General features: G+C 55.9%; 18 protein-coding genes and 1 pseudogene. 11 read left to right on the top strand and 8 right to left on the bottom strand.

What is annotated here, in order from left to right; all coding sequences use genetic code 11:
- Position 1 precedes the first annotated feature (1 nt).
- The 4 genes from HB779_RS20200 to modC all read left to right on the top strand — a co-directional run bounded on the left by HB779_RS20200 (position 2) and on the right by modC (position 3,505).
- Positions 2-718 (top strand): tellurite resistance TerB family protein, encoded by a 717-nt coding sequence (locus tag HB779_RS20200; RefSeq protein WP_188344005.1) that lies wholly within the window; start codon positions 2-4, stop codon positions 716-718.
- A gap of 278 nt (positions 719-996) precedes the next feature.
- On the top strand, positions 997-1,749 hold the full coding sequence (gene modA, locus HB779_RS20195; RefSeq protein WP_188344004.1) for a molybdate ABC transporter substrate-binding protein: 753 nt from the start codon (positions 997-999) through the stop codon (positions 1,747-1,749).
- A 2-nt stretch (positions 1,750-1,751) separates the two neighbouring features.
- Positions 1,752-2,435, top strand: coding sequence for a molybdate ABC transporter permease subunit (gene modB / locus HB779_RS20190; protein WP_188344003.1), 684 nt, complete (start codon positions 1,752-1,754; stop codon positions 2,433-2,435).
- Positions 2,432-3,505 carry a molybdenum ABC transporter ATP-binding protein gene (gene modC, locus HB779_RS20185; protein WP_188344002.1) on the top strand — a complete coding sequence of 358 codons (1,074 nt, stop codon included), beginning with the start codon at positions 2,432-2,434 and terminating at the stop codon, positions 3,503-3,505. Before modB ends, modC begins: the two co-directional genes overlap by 4 nt.
- Here modC and HB779_RS20180 read toward each other — a convergent pair whose 3' ends face one another.
- Complete coding sequence (locus HB779_RS20180; protein ID WP_188344001.1) at positions 3,506-4,675, bottom strand: pyridoxal phosphate-dependent aminotransferase; 1,170 nt, start codon at positions 4,673-4,675, stop codon at positions 3,506-3,508. It lies immediately after the preceding gene.
- 89 nt (positions 4,676-4,764) lie between these two features.
- On the opposite strand from HB779_RS20180, the gene HB779_RS20175 reads away from it, so the two are divergent.
- Both HB779_RS20175 and HB779_RS20170 read left to right on the top strand, forming a co-directional pair.
- Entirely contained in the window at positions 4,765-5,445 is a 681-nt protein-coding gene (locus tag HB779_RS20175) for a GNAT family N-acetyltransferase (RefSeq protein ID WP_188344000.1), read from the top strand.
- Between the two features lie 72 nt (positions 5,446-5,517).
- Positions 5,518-5,724 (top strand): hypothetical protein, encoded by a 207-nt coding sequence (locus tag HB779_RS20170; RefSeq protein WP_188343999.1) that lies wholly within the window; start codon positions 5,518-5,520, stop codon positions 5,722-5,724.
- Positions 5,725-5,910: 186 nt separating this feature from the next.
- On the opposite strand, the gene HB779_RS20165 is transcribed toward HB779_RS20170, so the two are convergent.
- From HB779_RS20165 to HB779_RS20150, 4 genes and pseudogenes are all read right to left on the bottom strand, one after another.
- Positions 5,911-7,050, bottom strand: coding sequence for a nickel/cobalt transporter (locus tag HB779_RS20165; RefSeq protein WP_188343998.1), 1,140 nt, complete (start codon positions 7,048-7,050; stop codon positions 5,911-5,913).
- 4 nt (positions 7,051-7,054) lie between these two features.
- On the bottom strand, positions 7,055-7,714 hold the full coding sequence (locus tag HB779_RS20160) for a DUF1007 family protein (RefSeq protein WP_188343997.1): 660 nt from the start codon (positions 7,712-7,714) through the stop codon (positions 7,055-7,057).
- A gap of 68 nt (positions 7,715-7,782) precedes the next feature.
- Positions 7,783-8,681: pseudogene (locus HB779_RS20155) on the bottom strand (LysR family transcriptional regulator).
- A 1-nt stretch (position 8,682) separates the two neighbouring features.
- Positions 8,683-9,873, bottom strand: a complete 1,191-nt coding sequence (locus HB779_RS20150) for an amidase (protein WP_188343996.1) — start codon at positions 9,871-9,873, stop codon at positions 8,683-8,685.
- Positions 9,874-10,415: 542 nt separating this feature from the next.
- Here HB779_RS20150 and odc2 point away from each other — a divergent pair.
- Positions 10,416-11,549, top strand: coding sequence for an ornithine/lysine decarboxylase (odc2, locus tag HB779_RS20145; protein ID WP_188343995.1), 1,134 nt, complete (start codon positions 10,416-10,418; stop codon positions 11,547-11,549).
- A gap of 86 nt (positions 11,550-11,635) precedes the next feature.
- The gene (locus HB779_RS20140) at positions 11,636-12,265 is read left to right on the top strand and encodes a GNAT family N-acetyltransferase (RefSeq protein WP_188343994.1); all 630 of its coding nucleotides are present in this window, start codon (positions 11,636-11,638) and stop codon (positions 12,263-12,265) included.
- A 52-nt stretch (positions 12,266-12,317) separates the two neighbouring features.
- Here HB779_RS20140 and HB779_RS20135 read toward each other — a convergent pair whose 3' ends face one another.
- Positions 12,318-12,926: an alpha/beta hydrolase gene (locus tag HB779_RS20135; protein ID WP_188343993.1), complete on the bottom strand. Its 609-nt coding sequence runs from the start codon at positions 12,924-12,926 to the stop codon at positions 12,318-12,320.
- A 406-nt stretch (positions 12,927-13,332) separates the two neighbouring features.
- Here HB779_RS20135 and HB779_RS20130 point away from each other — a divergent pair, with 406 nt between their 5' ends.
- Positions 13,333-13,896, top strand: coding sequence for an isochorismatase family protein (locus HB779_RS20130; RefSeq protein ID WP_188343992.1), 564 nt, complete (start codon positions 13,333-13,335; stop codon positions 13,894-13,896).
- Positions 13,893-14,888, top strand: a complete 996-nt coding sequence (locus HB779_RS20125) for a GlxA family transcriptional regulator (protein WP_188343991.1) — start codon at positions 13,893-13,895, stop codon at positions 14,886-14,888. The genes HB779_RS20130 and HB779_RS20125 overlap by 4 nt, the downstream gene beginning before the upstream one ends.
- A gap of 209 nt (positions 14,889-15,097) precedes the next feature.
- Here the strand turns inward: HB779_RS20125 and gndA are convergent, their stop codons facing one another.
- Entirely contained in the window at positions 15,098-16,516 is a 1,419-nt protein-coding gene (gene gndA, locus HB779_RS20120) for an NADP-dependent phosphogluconate dehydrogenase (RefSeq protein ID WP_188343990.1), read from the bottom strand.
- Between the two features lie 106 nt (positions 16,517-16,622).
- Entirely contained in the window at positions 16,623-17,456 is an 834-nt protein-coding gene (locus tag HB779_RS20115; protein WP_188343989.1) for a MurR/RpiR family transcriptional regulator, read from the bottom strand.
- A gap of 135 nt (positions 17,457-17,591) precedes the next feature.
- On the opposite strand from HB779_RS20115, the gene HB779_RS20110 reads away from it, so the two are divergent.
- Positions 17,592-18,392, top strand: coding sequence for an N-formylglutamate amidohydrolase (locus tag HB779_RS20110; protein ID WP_188343988.1), 801 nt, complete (start codon positions 17,592-17,594; stop codon positions 18,390-18,392).
- The last annotated feature ends 1 nt before the right edge of the window (position 18,393 follow it).

Here is an 18,393-nt window from a genome sequence, read left to right as displayed (position 1 = left end):
CATGTTCGATCCGAAGAAGATTCTCGATGATTTTCTGGGGAGCAGTATCCCCGGCACCGGAACCTCCGTTCGCGATAGCGCCGGCAAGGCAACGCAAATGGCTAAGGATAATCCTCTGGCCGCTGGCGCATTGGCAGCAGTGCTGCTGGGAACCGGCACAGGCCGTGGCATTGCAGGCGGCGCCCTGAAGCTCGGTGGTCTCGCCGCTGTCGCCGGCCTTGCTTACAAGGCCTATCAGAACTACCAGTCCGGCAAAGCTCCGGCCGAGACGCAGCAGGCTGGTGAGCCTGAACTGCTGCCCCCGCCAGATGATTCAAGCTTTCATCCAGCCACTGCGCCGCAAGGTGAGCACGAATTTGCCCTGGTGCTGGTAAAGGCCATGATTGCAGCTGCGCGTGCCGATGGTCATGTGGATGATGCAGAGAGGGCCCGCATCGTTGAAAAGCTGTCGCTGTCCGGCCTCAACAGCGATACGCAGGAATTCCTGACAACGGAGCTCAACGCTCCGGTCAATGTCGATGCGCTCGTCGCGGCTGCTGTAACCGATGCGCAAAAGGTTGAGCTCTACACGGCGTCGCGTCTGGCCATCGAAGCCAAGACCCGGGCTGAGCGTGGTTATCTCGATCTTCTGGCTGGCCGCTTGAAGCTGCCGGACAGCCTTATCGACCATATTGAGGCGACGGTTGCCAATGCGACCGTTGCACAGCCGCAGGCCTGATACCGGCATGTAATAAAATGAAAAACACCCGCCTCAACAGGCGGGTGTTTTGTCTCTCGACAAGACAAACCACTCCAGTCTAGTTTGACGTGTTCTGACTCGGCTGAGTGCTGATGTCGGAGCTTTCGGGCAGTTGCGATGGCTGCCAATGCGTCAAGGGTTTTGAGAGCGTCCGGGTCGCGCGCGCTTTGTTCGGGCCCACCATCATGTCAATGTATTGAAACTGGGCTTATGACCGGTATGAGACCGCTATGGGCCTGTCGACAGGGGTGGACCTTATGAAAAAAATTCTCATTTTGGGCTTGGTATTGCTGGCTGCATTGGCCGGGCAAAGCGGAGCTTATGCTGCGGAAAAGATAACTGTTTTTGCAGCTGCCAGCATGAAGGAAGTCATTGAAGCGGCGGCAGTCAAGTTCGAAGCCAAGACCGGCACGAAGGTAACGTCGTCATTTGCTGCTTCGTCCGTGCTGGCCAAGCAGATCGAGCAGGGCGCTCCTGCCAATATCTTCATTTCCGCTGATCTGGACTGGATGGATTATCTCGAACAGCGCGATCTGATCGACAAGCCGTCGCGCAAGATCGTTGCGGCCAATGCGCTTGTTATCCTGACCAAAAAGGACAAGGGTGACGCTGCGGCTATTCTTGGCGCTGGCCGCTTTGCCATGGGCGATCCTTCCAATGTTCCGGCTGGCAAGTATGGCAAGGCTGCCCTTGAATCGCTGAAAGTCTGGGAAGGCGTCAGCAAGAATGCGGTCTTCACAGAGAATGTGCGTGCTGCGCTTGAATTCGTGAGCCGTGGTGAGGCCAATGCGGCCATCGTTTATGCATCAGACCATACGGCCGCGCCTGATCTTGTCGAGGCCTATCGCTTTGCCGGTTCAACCCACAAGCCAATTCTTTATCCGGCTGCATCCGTCGGCAAGGAAGCATCTGCTGAGGGCAAGGCTTTCCTTGAGTTCCTTTCCAGCCCTGAAGGTCAGGAAATCATCACGTCGAAAGGCTTTGTCGGCGCTTCCGACAAGGCGGGCTAAACATGCTGGGTGAGACAGAATGGGCGATTGTTCTTCTGTCGCTGAGGGTCGCGCTGGTCGCGATCCTCGTCGCCCTGCCATTTGCATTTGCGGTGGCATGGATACTCGCCCGCTATTCCTTCTACGGTAAAAGTCTGCTGCAGGCTTTGATCACCATGCCGCTGGTTATTCCGCCCGTCGTCACCGGCTATCTGCTGCTTGTCTGGTTCGGTGCCCGCGGAACCCTCGGCGGATTCTTCAATGATGTGTTCGGGCTGACCTTTTCATTCCGCTGGACCGGCGCGGCCCTTGCGGCTGGGGTCATGGCGTTTCCGCTTCTGGTCAGGCCCATTCGGTTGTCCATCGAAGGGCTGGACCGGGGACTTGAAGAGGCTGCCCGCTCGCTGGGCGCTGGGCGTATCATCGTGTTCTTCACCGTCACGCTGCCATTGCTTCTTCCCGGTATCATTGCAGGTACTGTTCTCAGTTTTGCCAAGGCGTTGGGCGAATTCGGCGCGACGATCACCTTTGTCTCCAACATTCCGGGTGAGACACAAACCTTGTCGCTCGCCATCTATTCCCTGCTGCAAAGCCCGAGCGGTGATGCGGCGGCCTTGCGGCTGATCCTTGTGTCCGTGGTGATTTCCATCGTTGCGGTCGTTGCTTCGGAATGGCTGCAGCGCCGGTTGAGCGGAGCACGTCCATGAGCGAAACTCTGTCCGTCTCGGTCAATTCTCAAGTCGGGTCGTTTCCGATTGCAGCGGATTTCACGGCAGGCAAAGGCGTGACCGCGCTGTTTGGCGAGTCCGGTGCAGGCAAGACCACACTGCTCAAGATGATCGCCGGTGTTACACGCCCGAAGCAGGGGCGAATTGTCATCCGCAATCAGGTGCTGTTTGACAGCGCGGAAGGGATCAACCTGCCGCCGGAAAAACGCCGCATCGGTTATGTCTTCCAGGATGCAAGGCTGTTTCCACACCTCTCGGTCAAGAACAATTTGACCTATGCCCGGTGGGCGGGACGGCGCAGCGAGGGCTTGCCGTATGATGCGGTGGTGGCGCTTCTCGGGCTGCAGCATCTGCAGCAAAGATCGCCAGCCACCCTCTCGGGCGGAGAACGCCAGCGGGTGGCGATCGGCCGGGCGCTTCTCTCCAATCCATCGCTGCTGCTGATGGACGAACCCTTGTCCTCACTTGATCATTCGCGGCGTCAGGAAATCCTGCCATTTCTCGAAACCCTGCGTGATCAGACAGGCTTGCCGATCCTTTATGTCAGTCATGAGATCGACGAGGTCGCGCGGCTGGCCGATGAGATCGTGCTTCTGCAAGGTGGGCGCGTCACAGCAAGCGGCCCGGCCGAAGCGATCTTCTCGCGGCTTGGCAGCCATGATGATGCCGGGGCATTGGTCACAGGCATTGTTGCCGCAAGCGACGAAGCGTTTGGCCTGACGTCCATCGATATTGGTGGTCACCCATTCCAGCTTGCCAGACTTGATTTCATTGTGGGGTCGAAGGTGCGTCTGCGGATACGGGCGCGCGATGTCTCCATTGCCCGCACGCTGCCGGAAGCCATCAGCATCCGTAACATTTTGCCTGTGCGGATCACCGGCATGACGTCGAACGAGGGCCCCGATACGGACCTTGCCCTCGATATCGGCGGGCAGACCATCGGTGCCCGGCTGACACGCAAATCCGTTGCCGAGCTTGATCTCAAGCCCGGCGACAATGTCTTTGCACTGGTGAAGGCCGCGTCGATTGACCGGAGTGTCCTGCGCTGATTATTTTGCGAGAAACTTCTCGATCCGCTCAATGGCGCGCACGATATTCTCTTCGGAATTGGCATAGGAAAGCCGGATATAGCCTTCGCCCAAAATGCCGAAATCCGGCCCGCCGATCAGCGCGACGCCTGCCTCCTCCAGCAATGCGGTGGCCAGTTGTTTGGCAGGCCAGCCTGTCGCCTTGATGTTGGGGAAGGCATAAAACGCACCTTTGGGTGTGGCGCAGCTGATGCCTGGCAGACTGTTGAGGCCATCGACAACGATCTTGCGGCGGCTGTCAAAGGCCCGGCACATTTTCTCGACCTCGTCCTGCGGGCCGTCAATGGCGGCAATACCGGCATACTGACTTGGCGCATTGACACATGACCAGCAGTTCACAGCCAGTTTGCGCACCTTGTCGTAGAGGCTGTCTGGCCAGATCGACCAGCCCATGCGCCAGCCGGTCATGGCCCAGGTCTTTGACCAGCCGTTGAGGACAATCAGGCGGTCGCGGATTTCCGGAAAGCTCAGCAGCGAGTAATGCTCCTCGCCATCATAGGTCATGACGTCGTAAATCTCGTCGGACATGATGGCCACATGCGGGTGTGCTGCAAGGCCTTTGACGAGTTTTTCAATCTCGGCTTTTGGCGTGACGCCGCCGGTCGGGTTGGCTGGTGAGTTCAGGATCAGCAACCTTGTTTTGGGCGTGATGAGCGACAGGGTTTCCTCGGCTGAAAAAGCAAAGCCGTTTTCCTCGCGGATCGGCACAGGAATGGGCGTCGCGCCAGTGAACTCGATCATCGAGCGGTAAATCGGAAAGCCAGGGTCTGGATAAAGGATTTCAGCACCGGGTTCGCCAAAGATAACGATTGCGGCAAACATGGTGACCTTGCCGCCGGGAACGATCATGATGTTCTCAGGAGAAACCTCGACACCAGTCGTTGTCAGGGTGCGGCGGGCAACGGCCTCGCGGGCGGCAAGCAATCCGGTGGCAGGCGTATAGCCGTGGTGTCCGTCCTTGAGTGCCTTGATGGCCGCTTCAACGATATGACCGGGTGTTTTGAAATCTGGCTGTCCGATACCGAGATTGATGATGTCTTTGCCTTGCGCAGCCAGTGCGGTGGCACGGGCGAGAACGGCAAAGGCATTTTCTTCGCCGATACGGTCGAAACCGGAAATAGTCCGCAGCATTTCTTGTCTCACATACAATTTATATCTACTGCTTTGTGCTGCTCTGATTGTATGGAGTCAAATACTCATATGCAAAAAGGTCTGCTTTCATGACTGATCTCAAAAACTGGACGCCGCGCCCTTCGCCCGCCCATGAAAATATCGAGGGCCGCTATGTGACGCTCGAACCGCTTAATGCGGCCAAACATGGTGATGGCCTGTATGAGGCTTCAAGTGTGGCGGATGCGGACGACCGGTTTCGCTACCTGTTCGAAGCGCCTGCAACTGATCGTCCCGCCTTCAATGCCTGGCTGGAAAAGGTCGAGGCCAGCAAGGATCCCCTGTTTTTTGCCGTGACTGACAAGCGATCCGGCAAGGTGGCCGGCCGTCAGACCCTGATGCGGATTGATCCGAATTTTGGTGTCATTGAAATCGGCAATATCTATTGGGGGCCGCTGATTTCGCGCAAGCCAGCGGCTACCGAAGCGCAGTATCTGTTTGCATCATACATATTCGACACGCTGGGATATCGGCGCTACGAATGGAAATGCAATAACGCCAACGCCCCATCCAAGCGGGCGGCTGAGCGCTTTGGTTTCAAGTTCGAGGGTGTCTTCCGGCAGCATATGGTCCAGAAGGGCCAGAACCGTGATACGGCGTGGTTTTCGATCATCGACAGTGAATGGCCTGCCTTGAGAGCGGCCTATCATGCATGGCTTGCTCCGGATAATTTCGATGCGAACGGCCAGCAGATCAAACGGCTGGAGGATTTGCGCGCCGATTTGTCTTGAATGTAAAGCTTGCGTTCAGGCGCGACGGGGCTACAAAGGCTCCGACGAGTGCATGGAAGAAAGACAACGAGCGTGAGTGATCCCAAGACCCGGAATGCTGCCATTGCTGCAGCCTGTATCATGCTCGGTTTCGGCTTTGCAGCGTTTTACATGCCCAATATGATGCTGGCTCTCGGCGCGCATTCACCTGCTTTGGCCGGTATTTTTGCGGCGGTTTTTGTGTTCGGTTTCTTCTTTGTCTTTTGGCTGCGTGGCAGGAGCCAGCGCCGCAAGGATTAGGGAGTTTTTGCTTCCAGATTGTGTGGTGCGTGGTTCATGGTTCGTGGTTCGACAAGCTCACCATGAGGGAGATTGAGGATTGCAGTAGGCCTTATTCTGCGATCTTTCCGATTGGTCTTGCAGCTACACTCTCCCTCATGGTGAGCTTGTCGAACCACGCACCACGCGACTGCAAAAATATTCAGCTTAAAACTGAAGTGCGGCAGTCAGGAGCAGAACGCCAACCAGTACGATAAACAGCGCGCCACCGACTTCAATTGTATTTTGAACCCGGCTGGAAAGCGCGCCGCCACCGGAAATTTTCAGCGCAACATTTTTCGCCATCACTGCCAGCGTTGCCAATGTGGCGACGGTGATGAATGTTCCAAGCGCCATGGCGAAAACCGACAGAACACCGCCAAGCATCAAACCATTCAACAGCGAGAATGTCAGCACGATCAACGCGCCGGAGCACGGGCGCAATCCCACGGCGATAATCGCTGCCCAAGCGGTTTTCCAATTGAACTCACCGGCAATCATCGCCGGATCAGGGGCGTGGGAATGTCCGCATGTGGCGCAGACTTCACCCGCTGCATGGTCGTGATCATGGTGGGCATGGCTGTGCGTATGGGTGGCAGCTGCGGGCAGCGCATGGCTATGCGCGTGCCCATGGTCATGGCTGTCGTGGTCGTGATGATCATGTCCGCAGCCGCCATCGTCGTCATGGCTATGGGCATGGTGATGATCGTGATGATGATCCGTCAATATGGAACCATGCGCGGCCTTTTCCGGCATGAGGTGCACGACGTTTGGACGAAGCAGCAGCGGCAGCTTGCGCCAGAGCAGCGACAGGCCAAATGCGATAATCAGGACGAAGCTGGCGATTTCCATATAGCGCGCCGCATCATTCATGGAGACGGTTGTGCCGCGCAGCACCAGCCATGCCAAACCAACAATGAAAAGCGCGGTGATGGCCTGAAGCATCGATGATGCAAAAGACAGAAGAATGCCGCGCTTCAGCGTCGTTTCATTGGCCAGCATATAGGAAGAGATAACTGCCTTGCCGTGGCCCGGACCAACAGCATGCAGGATGCCGTAAAGGAACGACAGCCCAACCAGAATGGACGCCTGCCACGGGTCTTCACGCATGGCTTTCAGCGCGTGTGTCATGGCGAGGTAAAAATTGCGCTGCTGGATGTTGATCCACAGGATGATTTCCGCGAAGGGACCAGTCGGCTGCATCGCGACTTCGTTCGAGCCGATGCCGAGCGATGAGGTTTGCGCCCATGCATGGCCGCCAACGAGTGCTACAAGAGCAAAGGTGCAAAGGAGGGTGGTTTTCCGCATCATTCTATCCTTTTGCCGGACAATCGATTTCCAGCTTCGTGGCGAATATCTTCGACATATTAGTCCCTGTCGGGTCATTAAAGAAGGAATCCGTCAGCGTCGCCTGATTGGCGGCAATCGCCTCATCAGGATTGGGCCGCACGACTTTCGATTTGCAGTTGACCGGCATGCCGGTCACATGAATATCCGTGTCGTTGACGTAATCGATGGCCGTGTAAAAAGTCGGATCGTAAACGCCAAAGCTGGTGACTTTGCCCAGATGCAGCGGCTGCTTTGGCTTGCTTTCGAAGATGATCAGCAATTGATTGTTCTGGAAATCGGCGATCAGGTGATCAGGGGCAGCCATGACAACTTTCTTGTTATCGAGCGTGACCGTCTGAAAATAATCAAATTCGGAAATCGACTCGTTGATCGTTCTGCCAAGTTCGGCGAGTTCCTTTTCATCGAGCTTCAGATCACCGTTTTTATCGAACTCGACCAGAACCGTGCTCGAAAACAAGTCATCGAAGCGCCAAACGTGGCCCAGCTTTTGAACCGTTCCGTCCGGGTTGATGGTGACGTCGAGCCGTGCTTCGGCAAAGACATGCGGATGCACATACGCCGGAGTGGCGATCATTAATCCTGTGGCGAGTGTCGCGATGAAGATCGCAAATCGGTGGTGCATCATTCCGCCTGTTTAAGTTGACGCAAAGGACATTCTGAACTTGGCTAAATTGGGACGATATAACATTTTCATACGTTGCGGTTGTCCTTGAACCATTTTGCAAGGTAATCAACAAGAACGCGCACCTTTGCGGGCAGATACCGGCGATGCGGATAGACCGCATAAATACCGCCATCGCGCAGCGCGAATTCATCAAGAATACTGATCAGCCTGCCGGTCTCAATATCCTGTTTCACGACAAAGTCAGGCACCGATCCAAAACCCAGACCAGCAAGGACAGCGCGGCGCGTCGTCAGCGGGCTGTTGATCTCGACTTTCCCGGATACCTGCACGGATAGTGTCGGGCCATTTTCATTGTAAAACTGCCAGTTGTTGCGTGACCGGTTGTTGGTGTCGATGATGCAGGGCAGGGCCGTCAATTGTTCGGGACGTGTTGGACGGCCAACCCGTTCGATCAGTTCGGGCGAGCCGCACAGCACGGTGCGAAAGGGCGCAATGCGCTTGGCGATCAGTGAAGAATCTTGAAGGCGCGTGATGCGGATGGCAGGTCAAAGCCCTCTTCAACCAGATCGACAAACCGGTCATCAAGCCGAACATCAAGGATGATATCCGGCTGTTCGATGCAAAAATCGATGAGGCACTGGCCAATATCGGCATCGGCAAAGGAGCGGGGCGCTGAAATTTTGATACGCCCTTTGATATCGCTGCTCGATTCCCGCACGGCTTCCTGCAGGCTTTCAACTTCGCGTAAGATTTCCCCGGCGCGCTGGTAATAGGTGTGACCGGCTTCGGTAAGTGAAAATTGCCGGGTTGTACGGTTGAGCAGAAGTGCCCCAAGTTCGTCTTCGAGTTCCCGGACATATTTTGACAAGAGCGCTTTGGAACGGCCGATTTTGCGTGCGGCCGCCGAAAACCCTTCAGCCTCAACCACGTCGATATAGGCGCGCATCCGGGTGAGTGTGTCCATGTCAGTTCCTTTTTTCTGTGGCTGACAGAATGGTGGCGCTGAGGCGGATGAGGGCGCTATCGCTGCCCATGGGCCCCAACAGGGAAATACCGAATGGTGCTCCGTGGACTTCGCCGAGAGGCAGGGTAATTTGCGGAAAACCGGAAAGACCGGAAAGACATAGCAGCTTCAGCGCCCGTTCCCGGTAGGTTTGCAGCTCTTCAAAGGTGGAACTGACGAGAGGCGCTGCTCCCGGAACGGTGGGCAAAACCAAAACGCCGTCATCCCTTAGCACATCGGCAAGTTCATTGCGGAAAAGGTCCCGGCGTTTGCCCTGTGCCTTATACGTATCGAGATCAATCAGCGCTCCGTACTCAAAGCGGTCCTTAACGCCGGGTCCCAACTGCCGGTCGGCAGCAGATATCCATTCTCCATGCACGCCCCAGGCTTCGAAACCTTGTATCTGACGGAAGCAGAGATAGAGATCATCCATTGAGGCAGTCGATTGGCGGGCAGATTTGGCATGGCCAAGCTGCGCGGCGACCTGTGCGTACATTTTGCGGAATGCCGCATCTTCTGCTTCATCCAGAAGATAATGTTCGAGGAGCGGAATGAAGAGGGGCCGGTTGAGCTTGAATTCCTGCTCATCGGGGCCGAGCAGGACCGCCCCGACCTTCTGATAGAGCGAAATATCCTTGGCAAACCAGCCGAATGTATCGAGCGAGGGGGCGAGCGGCATGGTGCCCTCAAGCGATATGCGGCCATGGGTGGTGCGCAAGCCGATCAAGCCGCAGAAGCTGGCAGGTGCCCGTATCGAGCCGCCAGTATCCGATCCGGTTGCAATATCAGCCAACCCGCCGGCAACGGCGGATGCGGAGCCTGAGGACGATCCGCCCGTCACACGGTCCGGAGCCTTGGGATTGATGGGGAAAGGATAATGGCTGTTCTGACCCATCAATGAGAAAGCCAGCTCGTCCGTCTGGGTCTTGCCGATGAATCGGGCACCCGAATCCAGCAATTTTTGTACGGTTGAGGCGGTAATACTTGCGGCTGATTCGTGATTTTTCCCAGGATTGCCACATTGTGTCGGCAACCCCGCCACATCGAAGATGTCCTTGACGGCAAGTGTGTGGCCGCTCAACGGTCCATCGACAGGAGAAAATGCCTGAAAAGGCAGATCCAGCAGGGCATTCAAGGGTGAAATCGTGCTCATCGTTCATCGATTCTATGTGATTTGCGTTGCTTTGTTCAATAAATAAAAAAATTTCGCAGATGCGAGATTTGTCATTGATTGGACACAAGTTTAGACTTATATCGCGCTTGCCCAAAGTCGCACGTGCCCCATGGGTGTCCGCCGATCTTCATTATGGTGAAGAAACGGTATGGTACCTGGAACTAACCCCTCCAGTCAGTTTGACGGCCTACTGCCGAACTGAGGACATCTTGAAGCAACGACGGTGCGGGCCTTTCTGGTGTCTTTCGGCTGTCCATAAGCCGGAATTACTGAAGAGGCACACCTTCATTGCCGGTAGTGCGGATGGGATCATCCAAACCAAGGCAGACAAAGCGGATCAACGCTGGCTTTAGCGTAGATCCATCGCCGCATGAACTTGTCCGTGTTTCCAGCATCTCCAAAGGCTGGCTTCGCGTGAGATGGATTCATGCACTTTGTCCTGGCGATTATACGGGGGAGAAACCCCTGCGATCGCGACTTGTTAAGATGGCCGGAAGTGCCGTCACGATTGGAGACCCAAGATGGCTACACAGCGCATTCTCGACTTCATTAATACCCGCCGCCCAAATGGTCCTTGCATGGTGCTTGACCTTGAGGTCGTGCGTGAAAATTTCCACAATTTCGAGATGGCGTTGCCGGAGTCGAAGATTTTCTATGCCGTGAAGGCCAACCCTGCGCCTGAGATTTTGCGCTTGCTGGCTTCACTGGGCTCGAACTTCGACACAGCTTCCGTTGCAGAAGTCGAAATGGCTCTCGATGCCGGTGCATCGGCTGACCGTATTTCCTTCGGCAACACGATCAAGAAGGAACGCGATATTGCGCGCGCCTTTGAGCTCGGCATTCGGCTGTTCGCGGTTGACTGCGTTGAAGAAGTGGAAAAGGTTGCACGCGCTGCTCCCGGCGCGCGTGTATTCTGCCGCGTTTTGACTGACGGTGCCGGCGCCGAATGGCCGCTGTCGCGCAAGTTTGGTTGCGTGCCTGCAATGGCTGTTGATGTCCTGCGTGTTGCGCAGCAGCTCGGCCTCGATTCTTACGGCGTATCGTTCCACGTCGGTTCCCAGCAGACCGATCTGGCTGCCTGGGACCGTGCGCTTGGCGATGCAAAGCAGGTTTTCGACGCGCTTGCCAAGGAAGGCATCACGCTGAAGATGGTCAATATGGGCGGTGGTTTTCCGACCCGTTACCTCAAGGATGTGCCAACTGCACAGGCCTATGGTCAGGCTATTTTCCAGGCGCTGAGCAAGCATTTTGGCAATCGTCTGCCAGAGACCATCATTGAGCCAGGCCGCGGCATGGTTGGCAATGCAGGTGTCATCAAGGCTGAAGTTGTTCTGGTGTCGAAGAAGGCCGCCAACGACAATGTGCGTTGGGTCTATCTCGATATCGGTAAATTCGGCGGCTTGGCCGAAACGATGGACGAAGCCATTCGCTATCAGATCACCACATTGCGTGATGGTGATCGCAGCGAACCTTGTGTTCTGGCCGGTCCAACCTGCGATTCTGCCGACGTGATGTATGAAAAGAACCCCTATCCGCTGCCCGTATCGCTGACCATTGGCGATGAGGTTCTGATCGAGGGAACAGGTGCCTACACCACGACTTATTCTGCAGTAGCCTTCAACGGCTTCGAACCACTCCGATCATACGTCATCTAAGCCGGTCTGATGCCCGGTTAAGACGTTCTGCCCGGTAACCACTCCGGGCAGCGATGACACGACACATGACAAGATTGGTCAAGACAATGAGTGCAGCAGAAAATATCGAACAGAATCTGGTTCCTGACGGCCTGTATTTCGCCGGTGCGGGTGCCTATGCCATCGTCAATGAATCGGCGCAGGACGAAAAGGCGCGTGAAGACGTGCTGGACCGCGCCATGGGCGAAGGCCGCCGCCGCAAGTCGTCGGAAAAGCTTCGCCGTGGCCGGTTGCCGTCGGAAGGCCTTGCCTTTGTTGCGCGCGGTGCCGGTGGCGCTTTGCTCGGAACAGTTCGGCTTTGGGACATTCAGGCAGGTCATGATGCATCCGGTAGGGGTGTGCGTGCGCTGTTGCTTGGACCTCTCGCGGTTGATCCTGGTACAAAGGACCTTGGTATTGGCTCGGCATTGATGCGCCATGCCATCAAGGAAGCCGGGCGGCTTGGACACGGCGCCATCATTTTGGTTGGCGATCCCGAATATTACGAACGTTTTGGTTTCAACGGAGCGAAGACTGCCGGACTTTCCATGCCGGGTCCCGTGGAACGCCGCCGGTTTCTGGCGCTTGAGTTGAAGCAGGGATATCTCGACGGTGCCAAAGGCCTGTTGACGCCGAAAGGCCGCCGTTCGTCCCGCGCAATGCGGATTATTCCGGTATCGATGCGGTTCTCCGCCTGAGCTGCGATGGACAAACTGAATGAAAAGCCGGCCTTGGGGCCGGCTTTTTTATTTAACGCGCCAGAAATTCCTGTATTGCCCCAATCTCGCTTTGCTGGATTTCATGGCCGCCCGGATGCCAGGCAATTTTAACGTCCGTTCCCTGCGCGGTCAGATAATCCGCCAAGGCCTGCGTGCGATCCGGTGGACAAATCGGATCACGTTGCCCAGCCGTGATAAGAACACGCTTCCCGGCAAGTTTCGGTTGTGCCGCCGGTGTCCATGGAATGAGCGGATGCATCAGGATAGCGGTGTCGAACAGCTCCGGTTGTTCAAGCATGACTGACGCCAGAATATTGGCACCGTTGGAATAGCCCAGTCCGATGACCTCAGATGGATTGGTGGAATCTTTATGTCCTTTGACAAAATCCCCCATCGTCCGCGTCCGCGTTGCCAGATCAGCCATATCGTAGACGCCTTCGGCGGTCCGCCTGAAAAAGCGCAGAGCACCATGTTCTGAAACATCACCACGTGGCGAAACCACGCTTGCTGTTGGCAGTAAGCGGCGGGCAAAATCAAAGAATTGGTTTTCATCTCCGCCTGTGCCGTGAAACACGAAGAACAGCGGACTGTTCGGCTGGCCGGCTGAATGGATGCGGTGTTGGTAGGAAGTGGCAGACATGGCGGGCCTTTCCGTCCGGTGGTCTTGTCCCGGACCTTACGATTGCATTGTGTTGACTGACATATGGAATGCGAGGCGCCTTCCTGAAAGCCGCATGCCGCTTGATAGATCGTCTCCGTGGTGGAGACAGTGTGGGCGATTTGGTTTGTATAAGCTGGCAGGATTATTGTGCGTGGTTCGACAAGCTCACCATGAGGGAGAGTGGTGCTGCAAAGTCGATTGGAGAGATTGCAGAATCTTGCTCCCTGCAATTAATCCCTCTCCCTCATGGTGAGCTTGTCGAACCACGCACCGAATAGTACTGCAGCTGATGTCCTTTTTTGTCCGCTTCTCGTCCAATCCATGCGTATCGGCCCATATTATCTGATAGTATCTTGAGGGTCTCAACAGGCAGGAGATACCAAAAATGTCCACAGATACAGCTCTTATCGTCATCGATGTGCAGGAATCGTTTCGTCAGCGCGGCTACTGGAACGAAGCAGAAGCGCAGCCATTCATAGCCAACGTTCAGCGATTGGTCGATGGTGCCAAAGCCCAAGGCTTGCCAATCGTCCAGATTTTTCACGTTGATGGCGACGGTCCATTTGCGTTGGAATCGGGGTTTATCAAGCCATTAGCGCCCGTTTCGTTGGACGCTGACATTGTGTTTCAAAAGTCCCGTCACAGCGCCCTCGTCGGCAGCGGCCTTGACGTTTGGCTGACCGAGAACCGAATCCGTAAATTGATTGTGTCGGGTATCCGTACCGAACAATGCTGCGAGACCACGACACGCCATGCGTCAGATCTTGGCTATGAAGTCGATTATGTCTCCGAAGCAACCCTGACCTTTGCCATGACCAATGCAGCGGGCCGCACATTCAGTGCAGATGAAATTAAGGCGCGCACCGAGCTTGTTTTGGCTGGACGCTTTGCCCGCATTGCGACGGTTGACGAGGCGCTGGCCAGTGCGGAACACGCGTTGGCCGCATGACCTCAGGCGAACCACAAAATATCGATGTTCTGGTGGTGGTGCCCGCAAGGGCACTGCTGCTTGACATTGCCGGACCGCTGGAAGTCCTGCGCAAAGCCAATTTCGAGCAGAATATGGTGCATTTCAACGTGCGCTATGTCGGCCCGCTTGCCCATGTAACCACCTCTATCGGGCTGACGATCAGCGGAATAGCGCCATTACCCGAGAGCGTGCCAGCCGATGCCATGATCGTGCTTGCAGGAGATGCGACGGAGTTGCTGGACACCCCGGCAAGCGCTGCGGCTGAAGTATATGGTTATCGCGATACAGAGATTGTTGACTGGCTGAAAACCCATATTGTCGACACGCAGAAACTGGTGTCGATATGTTCCGGCGCTCTGCTCGCCGCGCGCGCGGGCTTGTTTGATGGCCGCGCCTGCACGACCCACTTCGGTTCGGTGGATGAGTTGCGCGAGCTCGTTCCGACTGCGCGCGTATTTGATAACCGGCTCTATGTGGAAGACGGCAACCGCTATTCGAGTGCCGGTATCACGGCAGGCATCGACCTGATGTTGTATCTTGTTGGGCAGATCACCAGTCCGGCTTGCGCCGTGACAGTGGCGCGCTATCTCGTGGTCTACCTGAGACGCAGCGGCACCGATCCGCAATGGTCACCCTGGCTTGACGGCCGCAATCATATCCATCCGGCCATCCACCGGGTACAGGATAAGCTGGCCGCCGATCCGGCGCAGCCTTGGACGCTGCAGGGTTTGGCCGATATCGCGGCAACCAGCCCGAGACATTTGTCACGCTTGTTCAATGAATATACCGGGATGAGCATTCCGGATTATCTCAATCGTTTGCGCGTCGCGTTGGCACAGGAAATACTGAACCACACCCGGCTGGATATGGAAGGGGTGGCGGAACGCGCCGGTTTTGCCTCTGCCCGCCAATTGCGCCGGGCCTGGGGGCGGGTTCACAAAGTGCCGCCAAGCAGCGCGAGGGGATTGTGATACAATGACTGCAGAGATCACGGTGCGTGGTTCGACAAGCTCACCATGAGGGAAATGAGTGGGCTGCAAAGCCGGTTGGAGAGGTTGCAGAATCTTGCTCCCTGCAATCCTCACTCTCCCTCATGGTGAGCTTGTCGAACCACCCGCCCACGAAAAAAACCGCCCCGTTTACGGGGCGGTTTTCAAATCTATCTCGACAATTATCGTGGTCAGCCAATATCGGACCAAGGACCGTGGAAATCGCCTTCCTTATCAATGCGGTTGAAGCCATGCGCGCCGAAGAAGTCCCGCTGAGCCTGAATGAGGTTGGCCGTGCCGCGTGCCTGACGATAGCCGTCGAAATAGCTGAGTGCTGCGGCGAGGGCCGGTGTTGGCAAGCCGGCAAGCGCCGCCTTTGCAACCACATCGCGTAGGGCTGTCGAGGCCTTCTTCATGCGTTCGACAAAGGATGGTGCTAGCAGAAGGTTGTCCTGTCCGCCGTCAGCGAAAGCTGAAGCGATTTCATCAAGAAACTGCGAACGGATGATGCAACCGGCCCGCCAGATTTTTGCTGTCGTGTCGAGTGGAATATCCCAGCCATGTTCCTTGGAAGCACCCGCCATCACGGCGAAGCCCTGTGCATAGGCAGCAATTTTACCTGCCAGAAGACCCTGCTCAAGTGCGTCGATAAATGCCTTGTCCGTATCCGCCAGTTTGGGGGTGCCGAGCGATGCATAGGCCTTGGCAGCTTTGGCGCGTTCACTGGCGAGAGCTGAGATCGAACGGGCCGCAACGGCCGCTTCGATGCCGGTTGCGGGAATGCCCAGCATCTGTGCTTCGATGGCAGCCCAGCGGCCAGTGCCTTTCTGGCCCGCGCTGTCGACGATGATTTCGACAGCTGGCTTGCCGGTCTCTTTGTCAGTCGCGGCAAGCACCTTGGCAGTGATTTCGATGAGGTAGGAATTCAGCGGACCTGTATTCCATTTATCGAAAATCTTGCCGATTTCGACAGGTGACAGGCCAAGCCCATCGCGCAGGACGCCGTAGATTTCGGCGATCATCTGCATGTCGGCATATTCAATACCGTTATGGATTGTCTTGACGAAGTGGCCCGCGCCGTCAGGCCCCAGCAATGCGGAGCACGACTCGCCTTCATATTTTGCAGAAATAGCAGTCAGGACAGGTTCAATGCGCGCATAGGATTCCGGGGTGCCGCCAACCATGATCGACGGGCCGTGACGCGCACCTTCTTCGCCACCAGAAACGCCCATGCCGACAAAGGTCGGATCGTTGGCACCAAGTTCCTTCAGGCGGCGAACCGTATCGTGGAAGTTTGCGTTGCCTGCATCGATGATGATGTCTTCTTTGGCGAGGAACGGCTTCAGCGCTGCGATCTGTTCATCAACGGCGTCACCAGCCTTGACCATCAGGATGATCGGGCGCGGTGCACGGATGTTCTTGGCCAGTTCTTCCAGCGTTTCACACGGAATGATCTGACCTTTAAGGGATCCTGCTTCCTCATAGAAGGCGTGGGTCTTTTCGACTGTTCTGTTGAAAACTGCGACGCGATAACCGTTTTCGGCAATATTGAGGGCCAGATTGGCGCCCATGACGCCAAGGCCGATCAATCCGATGTCAGCTTGCTGCATGATTATGTCCTTGCTTTATTCGATTCGAACGCAGGCCCTTAGGGGTGTGTGATCCCAGCCTGGGACAGCATTTGTATATCAATGTGCTTTCCGGGCAATGACAATCTCAGCCATCACGCAGTTGTTCCATCTCCCGGATGCGCTCGGCACTGCTGCTCTGAAGCTTTTGTGTAACCCCCGCGATCAGCGTTTCCGCCATCAGGAAAAGCGTGGTGGATGAGTCCCAGGGTGAGGGGACTGCAGTGCGTCCGGCAATGACATGCCGGGCAAAGCGGGCGATGGGGGACAACCACTGATCGGTGATCAAGACGATCTCAACACCGCGTGCCTGCGCCTTTTCAGCAAAGCGTATCAGGCTGTCCTGATAGCGGCGGATATCGAAGATGATGAGCACATCCTTCTTGCCCATGTCGATCAGCTGATCGCGCCAGTTGCTTTCCTGTCCTGTCAGGTGGGTTACCCCAGAGCGGATAATCTTCAGATGCGCTGCCATGTAGATGGCGATGGGATCGGTAAAGCGGCCGCCGAGCAGATAAACGTGCGACCGGGTGCGGCTGAGCGCGTCGGTCACGTCGTCCAATTGTTGGGTGGAAAGATGGTGGAAGGTTTCACGGATATTCTCGATTGCCGCTTCCATCAGAGGATAGGCAGCACTGCCCTTGGCAGACTGGATAATGGTCGTGCGATTAAAAGGTGACTGGATCTGTGCCGCCAGTTCCTGTTGCAGCGCCTGCTGAAACTCCGGATAACTTTGAAACCCGAGACGGGAGACGAAACGCAGGATTGTTGGCGAGCTTACACCGGCCTGTGCCGAAAACTCCGCCACGGTCCGCAAACCTATAAGCGGGTAATTGGCGATGAGGGTCTGCGCGGCCTTGCGTTCCGACGTCGACATGCCGTCGATTTTTTCGCTGATCAGTTCAGAAATGCTTGTTCCCATCAAACTTCTTTCGATCAAAGTTAAGAAACGCAATTTTCGGATTTGACAATTTTGTGACTTATGTATCAAATCATACGTGAGTGGAAATAAAAATACAAAATGTAATGTAAAGTACAAATTGCCGAAGAGGGCAAAATGGGATTATCGCAGGCCACGCAAAGTGTCTGGGAGCCAGTCCGGGTAACCAACCCCGATGGCCGCTCGCCGTTCGTCATCCTTTGCGATCACGCCTCGAACCATATTCCTGCACCCTATGGCCGTCTTGGCCTTCAACCGGACGATCTGCAAAAACATATCGCCTGGGATCCCGGCGCGCTGGGGGTGAGCCAGGTGATGAGCACCCTGCTCGATGCGCCTCTGGTTGAGTCCCGTGTGTCGCGGTTGATCATTGATTGCAACAGACCGCTGCAGGCGCCTGATCTGATCCCATCTACCAGCGAGTTGACCGTTGTTCCGGCCAATGTCGATCTCAATGATCAGGAGAAACAGCGGCGTATTGCGATTTCTCATCAACCCTATCATGCCTCAATCGAGGAACTTGCAAAGCATCGCGCCGATAAAGGTCTACCCACGCCGATCTATGTTGCGGTTCATTCTTTTACCCCTGTCTATCGCGGCGTTGCACGTCCCTGGCATATCGGCATCATTCACGATGACTATGATCAGGTTGCTGCACCGTTGATCGCAGGTTTGCAGGCACTCAATCAGTTTTGTGTCGGCATCAACGAACCCTATTCGCCCGCCGACCGGGTTTATTACACGCTGGAGCGCCATGCTTCAGCGCATGGACTTCCAGCCGTGATGATCGAGATCCGCAACGATCTCATCACCAAGCCGAAAGAAGAAAAAGCATGGGCCGGGATACTCTCGGCCATTTTGAAGGAAATCGCTCAAGCGCCGCTTTCCACAACACGGAAAGCTGCAAATACGATCTGAT

This window comes from Phyllobacterium sp. 628, from assembly GCF_014189505.1.
Lineage (GTDB): Bacteria > Pseudomonadota > Alphaproteobacteria > Rhizobiales > Rhizobiaceae > Phyllobacterium.
The sequence above is the reverse complement of the archived record's forward strand: the minus strand, read 5'-3'. Positions and strand labels throughout refer to the sequence as shown.